Here is a 14,546-nt window from a genome sequence, read left to right as displayed (position 1 = left end):
GATCGATCGTTGTTGAGACGGTACACCGGCCGGATGACTTCCCCGGATCCGGACGAAACGTGGTAATGGGCCGATCAGAAGGCGAAGATGCCGATCGCGACACCGATGGCGAGCCCCGCGGCGGCCGTCGCGGCGGCGAGGAGCAACGCGATCCGCGGGTCGACGCCCTGGTCGACGACGAGACCGAGCCGTGCACGCACCCGACGGACCCGGCGCACGCGCGACTCCGACCAGATCTCGCGCAGGCTGGCCGCGACCTCGTGGGCGGCGGGTCGGTCCTCCGGCTTGCGGGCGGTCATCGACCGCAGCAGCGGGTGCCAGGCGGCGGGGAGCTCGGGCGGGATCACTGGGTCACGGTGCAGGCGTGCGATGGCGGCCTCGACGAGACCGCCGTCGAACTCCCGGCGCCCGGTGACGGCCTCGAGCAGGACGAGTCCGAGCGAGTAGATGTCCGTCTCGGTGCCGACGGTGTCGCCGAGCGCCTGCTCGGGCGAGAGGTAGGACGCCGTGCCGGAGATGGCCTCGGTGTTCGTGAGGCGCGACCCGCCCACGAAGTGCGCGATCCCGAAGTCGGACAGCTTCACGAGGTTCGCGTGGCCGAACGCGGCGATGTCGCTGAAGAGCATGTTGTCGGGCTTGATGTCGCGGTGCACGATCGACCGCGTGTGGATGAAGGACAGCGCGTCGGCGACCTGCGCACCGAGGGCGGCTGCGTCACGCGGGAGCATCGGGCCGGCCTGCAGCTTGTCGGTGAGCGTGGCGCCCGGGATGTACTCCATGACGAGGAACCGGTGCTCGACGCCGCGGTGGACGACGGAACCGGAGTCGTAGAGCTCGACGAGGCCCGGGTGGCGGAGTTCCCCGAGCAGACGGATCTCCCGCTCCTGACGCAGCCGGTCGTTCGCGGTCGCGGCCTCGTCGCGGAAGAGCTTCACGGCGACGGGGCGCGAGAGCAGCTCGTCGCGTGCGCGGTAGACGTTGGCGGACCCGCCGGAGCCGAGCTGCTCACCGATGCTGTAACGCCCGTTCGACAGGCTGACGCCGGTGACGACCGTCTCGGTGTGCTCGGTGAACATCGCAGCTGGATCGGTGATCGATCCGGCGTGTGCCGGCGGTCGGTGCAGAGAGTCGCTCACGGCCGCCCCCTTCACGGTGCAGTCGATGTTGGCCGCGCCACCGTGTTCTCGGCAGGCTGTTCCAGCAACCACGTTACAAGGCGTTCGTCGTTCAGGCGGATTCGTGTCGGAGTGTTGAGAACGGCTAGCGCACCTGGTAGGCGTCTGCAAGACCCCGATGCTGCCTTGCGGGCCCCGAACCGCGACGAGGACCATGGAGAGGGCCGGGGAACCCGGGCCGAGTCGTCTGCTGCGAGGAGCACCCATGTCCACTGTCGCTGAAACCGTCGTCGCCACCCTCCAGGCCAGCGGTGTACAACGCGTCTACGGCCTCCCCGGCGACTCCCTGAACGGCTTCACCGATGCTCTCCGCTCCTCCGGCGGCATCGACTGGGTGCACGTGCGCCACGAGGAGGCGGCCGCCTTCGCCGCGGCGGCGGAAGCGGAGCTGACCGGCGAGCTGGCGGTCGTCGCGGCGAGCTGCGGTCCCGGCAACCTGCACCTCATCAACGGCCTCTTCGACGCGAACCGCTCACGGGTACCGGTGCTCGCGATCGCCGCCCACATCCCGAGCTCCGAGATCGGGACCACCTACTTCCAGGAGACCCACCCGCAGGAGCTGTTCCGTGAGTGCAGCGTCTACGTGGAACTCGTCTCCCAGCCGGAGCAACTGCCGCGGGTGCTCGAGATCGCGATGCGCACCGCGGTCGAGCGCCGCGGCGTGGCCGTCGTGGTCGTCCCGGGCGACGTCATGCTCCAGCACGCGGTATCGGAGCACGTCGCCGCCATCCGGGCGACGCGACCCCGGATCCTGCCGTCGGAGCACGAACTCGACGAGGCCGCTCAACTGCTCAACGGCGGCAAGCGGGTCACCATCCTTGCCGGAGCCGGAGTCGCCGGAGCGCACGAGCAGCTCATCGCGACCGCGGACGCGCTCGGCGCCCCCATCGTCCACGCCCTGCGCGGCAAGGAGCACGTCGAGTACGACAACCCGTTCGACGTCGGCATGACCGGCCTCCTCGGGTTCGCCAGCGGCTACCACGCCATGCTCTCGTGCGACGTCCTCCTCATGCTGGGCACCGACTTCCCCTATCCGCAGTTCTTCCCCGAGCACGCGACCGTCATCCAGGTCGACATCCGCGGTGAGCAGATCGGCCGGCGTCACCCGGTCGACCTGCCGCTCGTCGGGACCGTCCGGGACACGCTCGAGGCGCTGCTGCCGAAGCTCGAGCGCAAGACGCACCGCAAGCACCTGGAGGAGTCGCTCAAGCACTACCGCAGCTCGCGGAAGGGCCTCGACGACCTCGCGACCGCGGACCACGACGGCCAGGCGATCCACCCGCAGTACCTCGCGAAGGTCGTCGACCAGCTGGCGACGGACGACGCCGTGTTCATCCCCGACGTCGGCTCCCCCGTCGTCTGGGCGTCGCGCTACCTCACCATGAACGGGCGGCGCCGACTCATCGGCTCGTTCAGCCACGGCAGCATGGCGAACGCCGTCTCCCACGGTCTCGGAGCCCAGGCGTCCCACCCCGGCCGCCAGGTCATCGCGCTCGCGGGCGACGGCGGACTCACCATGCTGCTCGGCGAACTCATCTCGCTCACCCAGAACAAGCTGCCCGTGAAGATCATCGTCATCAACAACTCCTCGCTCAACTTCGTGGAGCTGGAGATGAAGGCCGCCGGGTTCGTCAACTTCGGCACCGACCTTGTGAACCCCGACTTCTCGCGTGTGGCGGAGGGCATGGGGATCCACGGCGAACGCGTCGAGCGGGCGAGCGAGTTGGAGGGCGCCATCCGTCGGGCCTTCGATCACGACGGTCCGGCGCTCGTCGACGTCGTGACCGCCAGGCAGGAACTGTCGATCCCGCCGACGATCACCGCCGAGCAGATGAAGGGGTTCACCCTGTACGCGCTCCGGACGGTCATGTCGGGCCGCGGCGACGAACTGCTCGACCTCGCGAACACGAACCTGCTTCGCCGCATCCTGCCCGGTCACTGAGCGACGGCCGGATTCCCCCGCGGTATCCAGGGACCGCCGGGTAGACTCGTCTACCGTGTCCAGACTTCTCGTTACCGGCGGCGCCGGATTCATCGGCTCGAACTTCGTCCACTACGTCCTGAACAACACCGATCACTCGGTGACCGTCCTCGACAAGATGACCTACGCGGGCAACCGCGCCTCACTCGACGGCCTCCCGGCCGATCGTTTCGAGCTCGTCGTCGGCGACATCCAGGACGCGACGCTCGTCGACGAGCTCTTCGCCCGTCACGACGCCGTCGTGCACTACGCGGCGGAGTCGCACAACGACAACTCCCTGCATGACCCGCGCCCGTTCCTCGACACGAACATCATCGGCACGTACACGCTGCTCGAGGCGGCTCGCAAGCACGGGACGCGGTTCCACCACATCTCGACCGACGAGGTCTACGGCGACCTCGAACTCGACGACCCGGAGCGCTTCACCGAGCAGACGCCGTACAACCCGTCGAGCCCGTACTCCTCGACGAAGGCCGGCAGCGACCTCCTCGTCCGCGCGTGGGTGCGTTCCTTCGGCGTCAAGGCAACGATCTCGAACTGCTCGAACAACTACGGTCCGTACCAGCACGTGGAGAAGTTCATCCCGCGCCAGATCACGAACGTGCTCGGCGGTGAGCGCCCGAAGCTGTACGGCACGGGCGAGAACGTGCGCGACTGGATCCACGCGAACGACCACTCGTCCGCCGTCCTCACGATCCTCGACAAGGGGGTCATCGGCGAGACGTACCTCATCGGTGCCGACGGCGAGAAGAACAACAAGGACGTCGTCGAGCTCATCCTCACCCAGCTCGGTCAGCCGGCGGACGCCTACGACCACGTGAACGACCGTCCCGGCCACGACCTCCGCTACGCGATCGACTCGTCGAAGCTGCGCACGGAGCTCGGCTGGACCCCGGCGTTCAGCGACTTCGAGGCCGGCCTCGCCGACACGATCGCCTGGTACCGCGACAACGAGTCGTGGTGGAAGCCGCAGAAGGCCGCCACCGAGGCGAAGTACCAGGAGCAGGGTCAGTAACCCTCCGACACCGTCACGAAGGCCCGTCCGGCAGCAGCCGGGCGGGCCTTCGTCGTTCCGTGCCCGGCGCCTTGAGCCTCAAGACCCGGGTCCCTGAGCCCCAACCGCGGTCCCTGAGCCTGTCGAAGGGCGACGCACCCCGTGGGCACTTCGACAAGCTCAGTGACCGAAGGAAGTACCCCGCACCACGAGGACCCCATCCCCAACCCCGGACGCCCACCACCGGTCCCTGAGCCCCAACCCCGGTCCCTGAGCCTGTCGAAGGGCGACGCACCCCGTGGGCACTTCGACAAGCTCAGTGACCGAAGGAAGTACCCCGCACCACGAGGGCCCCATCCCCGCCCCGGAGAACCCTCACGGTCCCTGAAGCCCCAACCCCGGTCCCTGAGCCTGTCGAAGGGCACCCGCCCTCGGGGTGACACAAGACTGCCCCGCCCGGAGTCGGGCGAGGCAGTCGAAGCGTTCGGGTTGCGCGGCGTCAGTCGACGTTCGCGTAGAGCCACTCGAGCGGGTCGACCCAGGTGACGCCGTCGAGTCGGATCTCGAAGTGGAGGTGCGGGCCCGTGGACATGCCCGTGCTGCCGGTGAGGCCAAGGATGGTGCCGACCTTGATCGCCTGCCCCTCGACGACGCGGACCGAGCCGTGCTGCATGTGCGCGTAGACGCTCGAGACGAGGCGGCCGTTGATGGTGTGGTCGACGATGACGTTGACGCCGAGCGAGCCTTCACCGTCTTCGACGTGGCGGACGACGCCGTCGGCGATGACCTGGATGGGCGCGCCGTTGCCGGGGTTGAAGTCCTGGCCGTGGTGGTCGCTGGAGCACCCGGCGCAGTCGCGGGCACCGAAGCGGTCGCCGATGGTGACCCCGACCGCGAACGGCCACTGGATGGTCCCGTTCGGGTTGTTCGTGAAGGTGTTCGCCGGGCGGATGCCCATCGCGGCGGCGGCTTCCTCGACGGTGCTCGTCGTGTAGTCGTCGCGGGTGAAGGTCAGCTCTGCCGAACCCTCGCTGTCGAGCGACTGCGAGGCCTGGTTGCTCAGCCCGTTGCCATCGCCGAGCTCGGCCTGCGAGGCCTCGGCCACCGACGTCGCGACGTCTTCAGCGGTGAGCAGCGCGTTGGCGGGCACCGAGGTGGCCACGGCCATGAGGGCGACGAAGCCCATCGCGGCACCCGCGAAGATCTTGGTGGTGATGCGACGCTTGCGCGCGATCGTCGTCGGGCGGGGCGAGGCTGGTGCGGCAGCCGGGCGGGACGATGCGCGAGGCTTCGAGGCCGGCTTCGGTGCAGGGGCTCGGCGCGCACGGGGGGCGTCGACCGTGGACGCGTCGACCGTCACGGTGATGGACTCGGTGGCCGGAGCGGAGTCGGAAGCCACGGCCGGTTCGGTGATGAGCGGCTCTGCCTCGACCGGCGCGACGTCAGCGACGTCGGTGGTGTGCACGGCGTCGATCGCCTCCGCGATCATCTGGTCGACCGGATCGATGGCCGCGGCCGTCTCCTCCTGGTCGGCGCTGGCCTCGTGCGTCGGGTCCTGCAGCACGGACTCCTGGTGCTCCAGAGCGGCCGCCGCCTGACGCTCACGTTCGCGGAGTTCACGGCGGCTGAGCGGCGGTGTCTGCAGGGATGCAGCGTCGTTCTCGACAGACGTGTTCTGCGGGTCCTGAGGGTCGGGAAGCACAGGGGTGTCCTCAGGGCTGGCATGGCGTGACAAGGGGGCGGGGGCCTTTCAATGGGGCTGGCAGGAAGGTCTCGACGTCCATCCGCGCGGGGGAACGCGAAGGTAACGAATGCATAAATGCTAGCAACGGGAGGCTGAAAAAGCCATGGCAGTGCTCGGTTTTATCCGATAAAGTCCTGGTCAGAGGCCATATGAGAGTTCTCTTATGAACGAGTCGCCGCCGGAGCGTTACCGCGAGCCGCGGCAGCGCGCACGGAGTTTCACCCGATCGGCGTCGCGAAGCCCTGCTCGACGAGGAGCCGTTCGAGGACCGCGAGCAGCGGCGCATCGGCGGCCATGATGAGCTGTGTGGTGGCCGGAGCACCGTCGAAGCCGGCGACCGTCGCGCCCGCCTCGGCGGCGATGAGCGCGCCTGCGACCTGGTCCCACGGCTTCAGGCCGCTCTCGTAGTAGGCGTCGAGACGGCCGGACGCGACGCTGCAGAGGTCGAGTGCGGCGGAGCCGATCCGACGGACGTCGCGGAAGGTTCCGAGGAGGGCGCCGAGCACGGCAGCCTGTTCCATGCGCCGCGAGGCGGTGTAGGAGAAGCCGGTGCCGAGCAGCGCCACGTTCGGGGCGACGCCTCGGTTGACCTCGAGTGCGCGGCCGTTCAGTCGTGCTCCACCGCCGCGGGAGGCGGTGTAGCGCTCCCCCAGGACCGGGTTCACCACGGCTCCGGCGAGGGCGGTCCAGGTGGCCGGGTCCGGTTCGCCTTCGACGACGCCGATGCTGACGGCGTAGGCGGGGATGTCGTAGAGGTAGTTGACGGTGCCGTCGATGGGGTCGACGACCCAGGTCAGGCCGGAGGTCCCCGTCGCTCCGCCCTCCGCGCCGGTCTCCTCGCCGAGGAATCCGTCGTCTGGTCGTGCTGCGAGGAGGCGCTCGCGGATGAACTGCTCGGACTCGCGGTCGGCTCGGGTCACGACGTCCTCGACCGACGACTTGCTCGCGGCGATCTCGACGCCCTCACGGCGTCGGCGCAGGATCAGCTCGCCGGCCTCAGCGGCGATGTCGGTGGCGATCTGGAGGAGTTCTTCGTGTCCGGTCACCCCACCACCCTATGGCGACCCCTGCCGCCCTTCGACATGCTCAGGGACCGAAGCCTTCCGGACTTCCCTCTCCCCGCTCACCGAGGCAGCGCAACCCGAGTGCCCTTCGACAAGCTCAGGGACCGGCATCTCCCGGGCACACCCCTCCCGGTCACTGAGCCTGTCGAAGTGCGCACGAGGACGCCTCATCGTTCCGGGCACACCTCCCCCCGGTCACTGAGCCTGTCGAAGTGCGCACGAGGATGCCTCATCGTTCCGGGCACACCTGTCCCGGTCACTGAGCCTGTCGAAGTGCCCACGAGAAACCCTTCGACAGGCTCTGGGACCGGCGGAGGTCAGAACGGCGCGGGGTCCGGTTCCGTCCGATGGCGCTTCCCGTCGGGTGTCGTCCACTCGAGGACCCCGCCTGGACCGTGGTCGAGGTTCCATCCGGGGAGGTGTTTCATCCGGTGGTGATGTCGGCAGAGACAGGCAAGGTTCCCGACATCCGTGGTCCCGCCCTCTTCCCACGCGACCGAGTGATCGAGGTCGCAAGCCCTGGCGCGTCGACCGCAACCGGGCGCCCGACAGGTGGCGTCCCGGAGGCGCACTGCCCGTTGCAGGTCGGCCGGAACTCGGTACTGATTCCGCCCGACGGAGAGCAACGCGCCGGTCTCGGGCTGGACGAGGATCCGGGTGAAGCTGGGTGCGTTCACCGTGATACGGGCTGCGGTCTCCGGGTCGATCGGCCCGTACCCGTCGAGGGTGGCCGGGGCGTCGGAGACGCCGGCCATGCTCAGTGCCGGCACCGTGATCTGCACGGTCGGCTTGATGTGCTCCTGCACTTCGATCGGGTGCGGGAGGACCGGGCTGAACATCACGTCTTCCGGGGTCACGCCGGTGAGCGCCAGCGCTGCAAGGGCGTCGGCCTGCAGCTGGGCGCAGGTGCGGGTGTCACCCGCATTGCGCGATTCCGTGGCTGCAGCCTCGACCCGCTCGACGACGCCCTGCGCGATCGGTGCCGTGGTGAAGAGATGCACCCAGGCCATGCCGTCTGCCGCTGGCTCGAACTCCACCCGACGGTCCGCCTCGGACCGCCGGGCGCGTGCGGTGATCGACTCGGGGTGGAGTCGCTCGCGCAGGACGCGGGCGCGCCTCCGGAGGCTTGCGTTGGTGGACTCTTCCGCGACCGCTAGGACTTCGACGAGGAACACTGCCCGCCCTGCTGTAGGCACGTCACTGAGTTGGTCGACGATCGTCTGCGCGTGCCGGACCGAGATGCGGCCGGCCTCAAGCGACGCGAGCACGGCAGGCGCGTCGTTCACGAGCCGCTCGGCGTCGTTCGTCGCCCGCTGGACCGTCTGCTCGGGCGTTCGGGTCGCCATCGCGAGGGCTGCGCAGGTGGAGCGGCGGGAGAGCGCCTGCCGCTCAGCGGACGGGAAGATCGCCTGGACCGTGGCGTCGGCGAACGCGTCGGCGTAGGCGGCAGATCGAGCAAGGAGTCGGGCCTCCTCGGCGTCCAGGTTGGCGCGACGCCGCTGGATGTCCGCGTAGTGATCCGAGAACTCCGCGAGACGCGCGGCGTATTCGTCGCTCGCGCGGATCGCGGTGAGGGTGGCCTCGGTCATGACCCAAGTCCACCATGGACCACTGACATTCCAGATGCTGAGTTGTGTCGGCTGTGGAAGTCTCCTCGTGTGCCCTTCGACAAGCTCAGGGACCGGTGAAGGTCGGCCGGATTGGCGGTGTTTTCCGTGTGCCCTTCGACAAGCTCAGGGACCGGAGGAGGCATGCCGGATTGGCGGGGTTCTCCGTGCACCCTTCGACAAGCTCAGGGACCGGAGAGGGTTGCTCAGGGACCGGAGAGGGGTGGTCAGGGTCCGGAGGAGGCATCCCGGGTCCGTGGGGTACTCCGTGGGCACTGCGACACTTCGACAGGCTCAGTGCGACGCAGCTCAGGGACCGGCAGTCCACTCCCGCCCGACTCTCCGGCACGACGAAAAATCGCCCCATCCGAGGATGAGGCGATTTGTCCGTGGCGAGTGAGGGATTCGAACCCCCGAAGGCTGAGCCGTCTGATTTACAGTCAGATCCCTTTGGCCGCTAGGGTAACTCGCCAAGCGCGCCCGACCGACTTTCGAACAGCCAACCGAAAGCGCTTGACCAATATAGCCGTCAGACCGCCGGACGCGAAATCAGCATCGGCATCCGTCACCGGGCCGCTCAGCGCTTGTCGGACGGCGCGGCTTCGGCGTACTCGTTCGCCGCGGCGGCGACCCGCCGAAGGTACTCGGGTGATGAGTTGTACGCCCGGATCCCGGTCAGCCAACCATCCTCCGTCCGCATGTCGTAGTCACTCGCCCGGCAGAGGTAGTTCGCGGCCGCCATGGCCGCGTCGTCGAGGTTCTGCGGGTCGAGCACGCCGTCACCACTCGCATCGGTCCCCCAGTTCTCCCACGACTGCGGAATGAACTGGAACGGCCCGACGGCACGATCGTGGACGGGGTCGCCGTCGATGACCCCCTGGTCGGTGTCGGTGATCTCCTCGGTCTCGCCACCCTTCAGCGGCACACCGAAGATCGGCGGCGTCACGACGCCGTCCTCGCCGAGCTTCGAGCCGTCGTGGCGACCGTGGTCGCTCTCGGCGAACCCGACGGCCGCGATCGTCGTCCAGCCGATGCCGCACTCCGGCGTCAGCTCGGCCTTGCGGATGGCGGCACCGGCATAGGAACGCAGGGCGCGCTCGGGGATGCCACTCGCCTCGGCGACCTCGGTGATCCACTGGGGATCGGCGAGGTCGACGTTCGCGACGCCGCCGTCAGGGGCGTCGCTCTTCGGCGGGAGCTCGACGGGAACCGCATACGGGACGGGGTCCGGCTCGGGAGCGCAACCGCTCAACACGAGCACACCGATCACCAGGGTCGCTCCGGCGAGCGCCCCTCGTCGTCCGACGATGGTCCGCTGGTCCTGCTTCACCGGGCTGCGCATCGCACCCACCCAACCACACCTGCCTGAGCGACACCGGCGCTACCATGGTCCACATGGCAGATTCATCGTTTGACGTCGTGAGCAAGGTCGACAAGATGGAGGCGGACAACGCCCTCAACCAGGCGCACAAGGAGGTCGAGCAGCGGTACGACTTCAAGAACGTCGGTGCATCGATCGCCTGGAGCGGCGAGAAGATCCTCATGAAGGCGAACACCGAGGAGCGCGTGAAGGCGATCCTCGACGTCTTCGAGTCGAAGCTCATCAAGCGCGGCATCTCGCTCAAGAGCCTCGAGGTCGGCGACCCGTTCGCGAGCGGCAAGGAGTACCGGATCGAGGCGACCCTCAAGGAGGGCATCAGCCAGGAGATCGCGAAGAAGGCCAACAAGCTCATCCGCGACGAGGGCCCGAAGTCGGTCAAGTCGCAGATCCAGGGCGACGAGCTCCGTGTCTCGTCGAAGAGCCGTGACGATCTCCAGGCCACCATGGCGCTGCTCAAGGGCGCCGACCTCGACATCGACCTCCAGTTCGTCAACTACCGCTAGCTGGTCGGACGCGGTCGATCGCCTCGATCGCGTCATGATCGACCTCCGCACCACTCTCTTCACCGGAGCACCCGATCCAGCGTGCTCCCGTTCGGCACAGTGCCGGACGAACCGTACCCGCACGAGCGGGCTCGATGGTTGGAGTGGAGCAGTGGATCACCACAGACCCGCGGACGGGTCGCATCTCGAACTCTTCCGGACCTCGCGCGCCGGCCAGGAGGTCGGTGTCCCGTGCTGGTGCACGATCGGCGCGAATCACAGCTACGCCGACTGGCTCGCCGCCGGGCGACCGGATCCGCGACGTCCGATGGGCTCGCGACGTAACCTCCCGCCCGCTGAACGCTAGCGGTCGGCGGTCGGCGGCTTCGTGAGGTAGCCACGTCCCCACGCGACGATCTGCTCGAACGCGCGCTGTCGGACGGGCTCCTCGGACAGGAAGACGTCGTGCAGCGCGCCGTCGAGGCGCACGATCGTGACGGTCTCGCCGAGGTCGAGTGCGCGTTCCGCGACCGCGTCGACGTCGAGCGCCGTGTCACTCCGCATCATCGCCTCGTTCCACCGCGGCAGCAGGACGCTCCGCGCCGACAACAGCGTGAGTGCCGGCACACGCAGCTGCAGGCCCGCGTCGACGAGCCGATGCCCTCGCAGGATCGCGTTCAACCACCCCGGATGCAATGGGAAGCCGTGGAGCGGACGCCAGGCGAAGTCGTAGTCCCATGCCCCGTCCATCGTGCTCGACACGGAGCGGGTGTAGAACCCGAGGTCGACGACGGGGAGCTGCGCACGCGGGTCGATCCGCGATCCGGCTTGGACGAGCGGGGCGATCGCGAGCCGCCCGAGCTGCCTCGCCTGGAATTCGAGCCACGGACTGTTCAGCACGAGACCGGCGACGCGATCCTGGTTCCGGGCCGTCCAGAGACTCAGGGTGAGCCCGCCGGTCGAGTGACCGAGGAGGACGAGTCGGCGGCGGGTCCGACGCCCGGCAGCGTGGTCCTCGGGGCCGTGCCCCATCACCGCGAGCGCGGCCTCGATGTCCTCGTCGTAGGTGCGGAGGTCGTCGACGTATCCCGGCGTCTGGTGCGGACGGAGACTCCGGCCGTACTTGCGCAGGTCGAGCGCGTAGAACCGCGCACCGAGCCTGGCCCAGAATCGAGCCAGATGACGTTGGAAGAAGTAGTCGGACCAGCCGTGGACGTACAGGACGTCGATGCCGTCCGCGACGTCGGGCAGCAGGAACTCACCGAGCTGCTCGAGGGGCGGCATGCGGTAGCGGACGAGGGTCGCGACGACGTCGCCCTCGTCATCCGGTTCGAGGGCCAGCGTGCGCTGCTGGAAACCCTCGCCGAGGATGTCGGCGGTCCACCCGCGAGATCCGGCCATACGGCCACGTTACCGTGACGGGTGATCGAGGGCCGGATGGTCGGGCTCATGCGCCGACCATCCGGCCTCCGACTACTGCTGGTACGGGTTGTGCTGCTGCGGTGCCTGCGGCTGCTGTCCGTAGGGCTGCTGCGGCTGACCGTGCTGCTGCGGCCCCTGCTGCTCGTGCTGACCCTGCAGGAACTGCTGACCGTGCTGCTGACCACTGTGCTGCTCGTGCGGGGCGTCGGCGAGTCCCTCGGGAGCGACGAACCGCGTCACGAGCACGGCGCCGATCGTGAGGAAGCCCGCGAGGGTGACCCCGTAGAGGATCGGCGAGAGGAAGCCCTGATTGACGAAGAACGCCGGCGTGCCGTACTGCTCGACGACGCCGCGCACGATGGTGACGATGAGCACGATGAGCAGCATGACGCCCGTGCCGACGGCCGCGGCGATGCCCACCGACTGGATCAGGTCGCGGGCGGTGCGGACCCGCGTGAGCGGACGGACCATGATGAGGATGAGAGCCGCTCCCGCACCCCAGAGGGCGATGTTCACGAGATTCGCGCCAAAGCTCAACAGGACGTCGCCGACGGGGTAGTACTCCGAGATGCTGAAGAAGGACCCGATGAGGCTCACCAGTGCGACGGCCGCGGCGATACCCGCTGCGATCCCGACCGACACGAGCGCGAGACGCGTCTCGCGTGCACGGGGGTTCGGCGCCTTCTGCTGAGGCTGCGCGTACTGCTGCGGCTGACCGTACTGCCCCTGCTGCGGCTGTCCGTACTGGCCCTGGGGGGCTCCGTACTGACCGGTCTGCTGCGGCTGGCCGTACTGCCCCGTGTCCTGACCGTACTGGCCGGTGTGCTGCGGCTGGCCCGGCTGCTGCGGCTGGCCGTACTGGCCCTGCTGCGGCTGACCCCACTGGCCCGCCTGCTCACCGGTCTGCGGCTGGCCCCACTGGCCACCCTGCTGCGGGGCCGGGGTCTGCTGACCCGTCTGGTCCCACTGCTGCTGCACGGGGTCCGGGTGCATCTCGCCGTAGCGCGGCTGCTGCTGTTGCTGCTGCTGGCCGTCGGCGACGAATGCCGGCGGCTCGGACGGCGGTACGGACGTCGGCTGCTCCGACGGGACGTTCTGGGGCGCGTTGGGGTCGGTCATCCGTCCAGCATAGTGACCGACGCCCGTCGGAACCGGGTTCCGTCGAGCGGCTTGACGCGGGGCGATCGGCGGGATCGCGGGCTGCTCAGGCGGACGGTGTCCCGGTGCCCGACGGCTGCGCACGCGAGATCGCCACCATCTCCTCACGCGGCACCACCTTGATGCGGGCGCGACCCTGTGGTTCGCCGAGCGCGATCTCGTGCTGGTCGAGGAGGTGCCAGCCCTCGAGGTCCGTGTAGGCGACGCCACGCGACTCGAGCAGCGCGACGACGGCCTCCTCCTCGGGTTCGGCGGGCGCCCACCAGTCCGCCTGGTCGTTGATGACGTGGCTGATGGTCTCCATCGCGTCCGACTTCGTGTGGCCGATGAGGCCGACCGGACCACGCTTGATCCACCCGGTCGCGTAGACGCCCGGGACACGCTCGTTGCTCTCGGGGTGGAGGACCTTGCCCTCGTGGTTGGGGATGACGCCGTGCCGCGAGTCGAAGGGCACGTCGGGCAGTGGGCTTCCGAAGTACCCCACCGCGCGGTAGAGCGCCTGGATCGGGACCTCGCGGATCTCACCCGTGCCCTCGACCCCGCCCTGTCCGTCTGGTCTCGTCCGCTCGTACCGGAAGGCGGCGACCTTGCCGGAACCGTCGTCGACGACCTCGAGCGGCTTCGCGTAGAAGTGCAGATGCAGGCGGCGGGAGGCCTGACCGGTCTCGCGCTTGCGCCACTGCTGCAGGACTCGGTCGATGACCATGACCTGCTTGTTGCTCGCCACCGCCGCCTTCGACGCGTCGTCGTAGTCGAAGTCCTCGTCGGCGAGGATCATGTCGACGTCGTTGAGTTCCCCGAGTTCGCGGAGCTCCAGCGGCGTGAACTTCACCTGTGCGGGCCCGCGACGCCCGAAGACGTGCACGTCGGTCACAGGCGACTGCTGCAGCCCCTCGTGGACATTGGCCGGGATCTCGGTCGGGAGCAGGTCCTCCGGGTGCTTCGCGAGCATCCGAGCGACGTCGAGCGCGACGTTGCCGTTGCCGATCACGGCGATCGACTCCGCCTCGAGCGGCCAGGTGCGGGGGACGTCGGGGTGTCCGTCGAACCAGCTCACGAACTCGGCGGCACCGTACGACCCGTCGAGGTCGATGCCCGGGATGTCGAGCGGGGCGTCCTCGACGGCACCCGTGGAGAAGATCACGGCGTTGTAGTGGTGCTTGAGGTCGTCGAGCGTGATGTCGACGCCGAAGCGGACGTTGCCGAAAATCCGGATGTCGCCTCGGTCGAGGACGTCGCGGAGCGCGTTGATGATCCCCTTGATACGCGGGTGGTCGGGCGCGACGCCGTAGCGGACCAGGCCGTACGGGGCCGGAAGCTGCTCGAAGAGGTCGATGGAGACGTCGAACTTCCGTTCCGCCTTCAGGAGGATGTCCGCCGCGTAGATGCCTGCGGGTCCTGCGCCGACGATGGCCAGCCTGAGCTTGGTCACGGTGGTTCCTTTCGTGTCCCCTGCGGGGTTCCGGGTGCGGCCGGTTGAGCGCTCCGGCCGTCATGCATGCGCGTCTGGGATGCCGTGCCGCTCCGGTGGAGCGGCG

Annotated in this window: 11 protein-coding genes and 1 tRNA gene; 3 read left to right on the top strand and 9 right to left on the bottom strand. The window is 68.8% G+C overall.

Going from position 1 to position 14,546, the window contains the following annotated elements; all coding sequences use genetic code 11:
• Positions 1-74: 74 nt before the first annotated feature.
• Positions 75-1,136, bottom strand: coding sequence for a serine/threonine-protein kinase (locus tag IFU11_RS11675; RefSeq protein WP_159453425.1), 1,062 nt, complete (start codon positions 1,134-1,136; stop codon positions 75-77).
• A gap of 244 nt (positions 1,137-1,380) precedes the next feature.
• On the opposite strand from IFU11_RS11675, the gene poxB reads away from it, so the two are divergent.
• Together poxB and rfbB are read left to right on the top strand one after the other, a co-directional pair.
• Complete coding sequence (gene poxB, locus IFU11_RS11670; protein WP_192019037.1) at positions 1,381-3,117, top strand: ubiquinone-dependent pyruvate dehydrogenase; 1,737 nt, start codon at positions 1,381-1,383, stop codon at positions 3,115-3,117.
• Positions 3,118-3,172: 55 nt separating this feature from the next.
• Positions 3,173-4,171: a dTDP-glucose 4,6-dehydratase gene (gene rfbB / locus IFU11_RS11665; RefSeq protein WP_071258697.1), complete on the top strand. Its 999-nt coding sequence runs from the start codon at positions 3,173-3,175 to the stop codon at positions 4,169-4,171.
• 478 nt (positions 4,172-4,649) lie between these two features.
• Here the strand turns inward: rfbB and IFU11_RS20785 are convergent, their stop codons facing one another.
• The 5 genes from IFU11_RS20785 to IFU11_RS11640 form a co-directional block, all read right to left on the bottom strand.
• On the bottom strand, positions 4,650-5,852 hold the full coding sequence (locus tag IFU11_RS20785; RefSeq protein ID WP_192019036.1) for a M23 family metallopeptidase: 1,203 nt from the start codon (positions 5,850-5,852) through the stop codon (positions 4,650-4,652).
• A 260-nt stretch (positions 5,853-6,112) separates the two neighbouring features.
• Positions 6,113-6,940 carry an inositol monophosphatase family protein gene (locus IFU11_RS11655; RefSeq protein ID WP_137243950.1) on the bottom strand — a complete coding sequence of 276 codons (828 nt, stop codon included), beginning with the start codon at positions 6,938-6,940 and terminating at the stop codon, positions 6,113-6,115.
• 335 nt (positions 6,941-7,275) lie between these two features.
• Positions 7,276-8,547: an HNH endonuclease signature motif containing protein gene (locus IFU11_RS11650; RefSeq protein ID WP_192019035.1), complete on the bottom strand. Its 1,272-nt coding sequence runs from the start codon at positions 8,545-8,547 to the stop codon at positions 7,276-7,278.
• A 408-nt stretch (positions 8,548-8,955) separates the two neighbouring features.
• A tRNA-Tyr gene (locus IFU11_RS11645) sits at positions 8,956-9,037 on the bottom strand.
• Positions 9,038-9,142: 105 nt separating this feature from the next.
• On the bottom strand, positions 9,143-9,907 hold the full coding sequence (locus IFU11_RS11640) for a lytic transglycosylase domain-containing protein (RefSeq protein ID WP_192019034.1): 765 nt from the start codon (positions 9,905-9,907) through the stop codon (positions 9,143-9,145).
• A 53-nt stretch (positions 9,908-9,960) separates the two neighbouring features.
• Between IFU11_RS11640 and IFU11_RS11635 the strand changes: the two genes are divergently transcribed.
• A complete protein-coding gene (locus tag IFU11_RS11635; protein ID WP_056014685.1) occupies positions 9,961-10,449 on the top strand; it encodes a YajQ family cyclic di-GMP-binding protein in 489 nt (162 codons plus the stop codon).
• 342 nt (positions 10,450-10,791) lie between these two features.
• Here the strand turns inward: IFU11_RS11635 and IFU11_RS11630 are convergent, their stop codons facing one another.
• From IFU11_RS11630 to IFU11_RS11620, 3 genes are all read right to left on the bottom strand, one after another.
• On the bottom strand, positions 10,792-11,829 hold the full coding sequence (locus IFU11_RS11630; RefSeq protein WP_192019033.1) for an alpha/beta hydrolase: 1,038 nt from the start codon (positions 11,827-11,829) through the stop codon (positions 10,792-10,794).
• A 72-nt stretch (positions 11,830-11,901) separates the two neighbouring features.
• Positions 11,902-12,969: a hypothetical protein gene (locus IFU11_RS20635; protein ID WP_192019032.1), complete on the bottom strand. Its 1,068-nt coding sequence runs from the start codon at positions 12,967-12,969 to the stop codon at positions 11,902-11,904.
• Between the two features lie 85 nt (positions 12,970-13,054).
• The gene (locus IFU11_RS11620) at positions 13,055-14,440 is read right to left on the bottom strand and encodes an FAD-dependent oxidoreductase (RefSeq protein ID WP_192019031.1); all 1,386 of its coding nucleotides are present in this window, start codon (positions 14,438-14,440) and stop codon (positions 13,055-13,057) included.
• Between the last annotated feature and the right edge of the window lie 106 nt (positions 14,441-14,546).

It is taken from the genome of Plantibacter sp. CFBP 8804 (assembly GCF_014841225.1).
Classification (GTDB): Bacteria; Actinomycetota; Actinomycetes; order Actinomycetales; family Microbacteriaceae; genus Plantibacter; species Plantibacter auratus.
This window is presented reverse-complemented; position numbering and strand designations above follow the sequence as displayed.

Coding starts and splice junctions, on each gene's coding strand:
- poxB (WP_192019037.1), top strand. CDS start 1,381: ATGTCCACTGTCGCTGAAACCGTCGTCGCCACCCTCCAGGCCAGCGGT.
- IFU11_RS11650 (WP_192019035.1), bottom strand. CDS start 8,547: ATGACCGAGGCCACCCTCACCGCGATCCGCGCGAGCGACGAATACGCC.
- IFU11_RS20635 (WP_192019032.1), bottom strand. CDS start 12,969: ATGACCGACCCCAACGCGCCCCAGAACGTCCCGTCGGAGCAGCCGACG.
- IFU11_RS11630 (WP_192019033.1), bottom strand. CDS start 11,829: ATGGCCGGATCTCGCGGGTGGACCGCCGACATCCTCGGCGAGGGTTTC.
- IFU11_RS11640 (WP_192019034.1), bottom strand. CDS start 9,907: ATGCGCAGCCCGGTGAAGCAGGACCAGCGGACCATCGTCGGACGACGA.
- IFU11_RS11635 (WP_056014685.1), top strand. CDS start 9,961: ATGGCAGATTCATCGTTTGACGTCGTGAGCAAGGTCGACAAGATGGAG.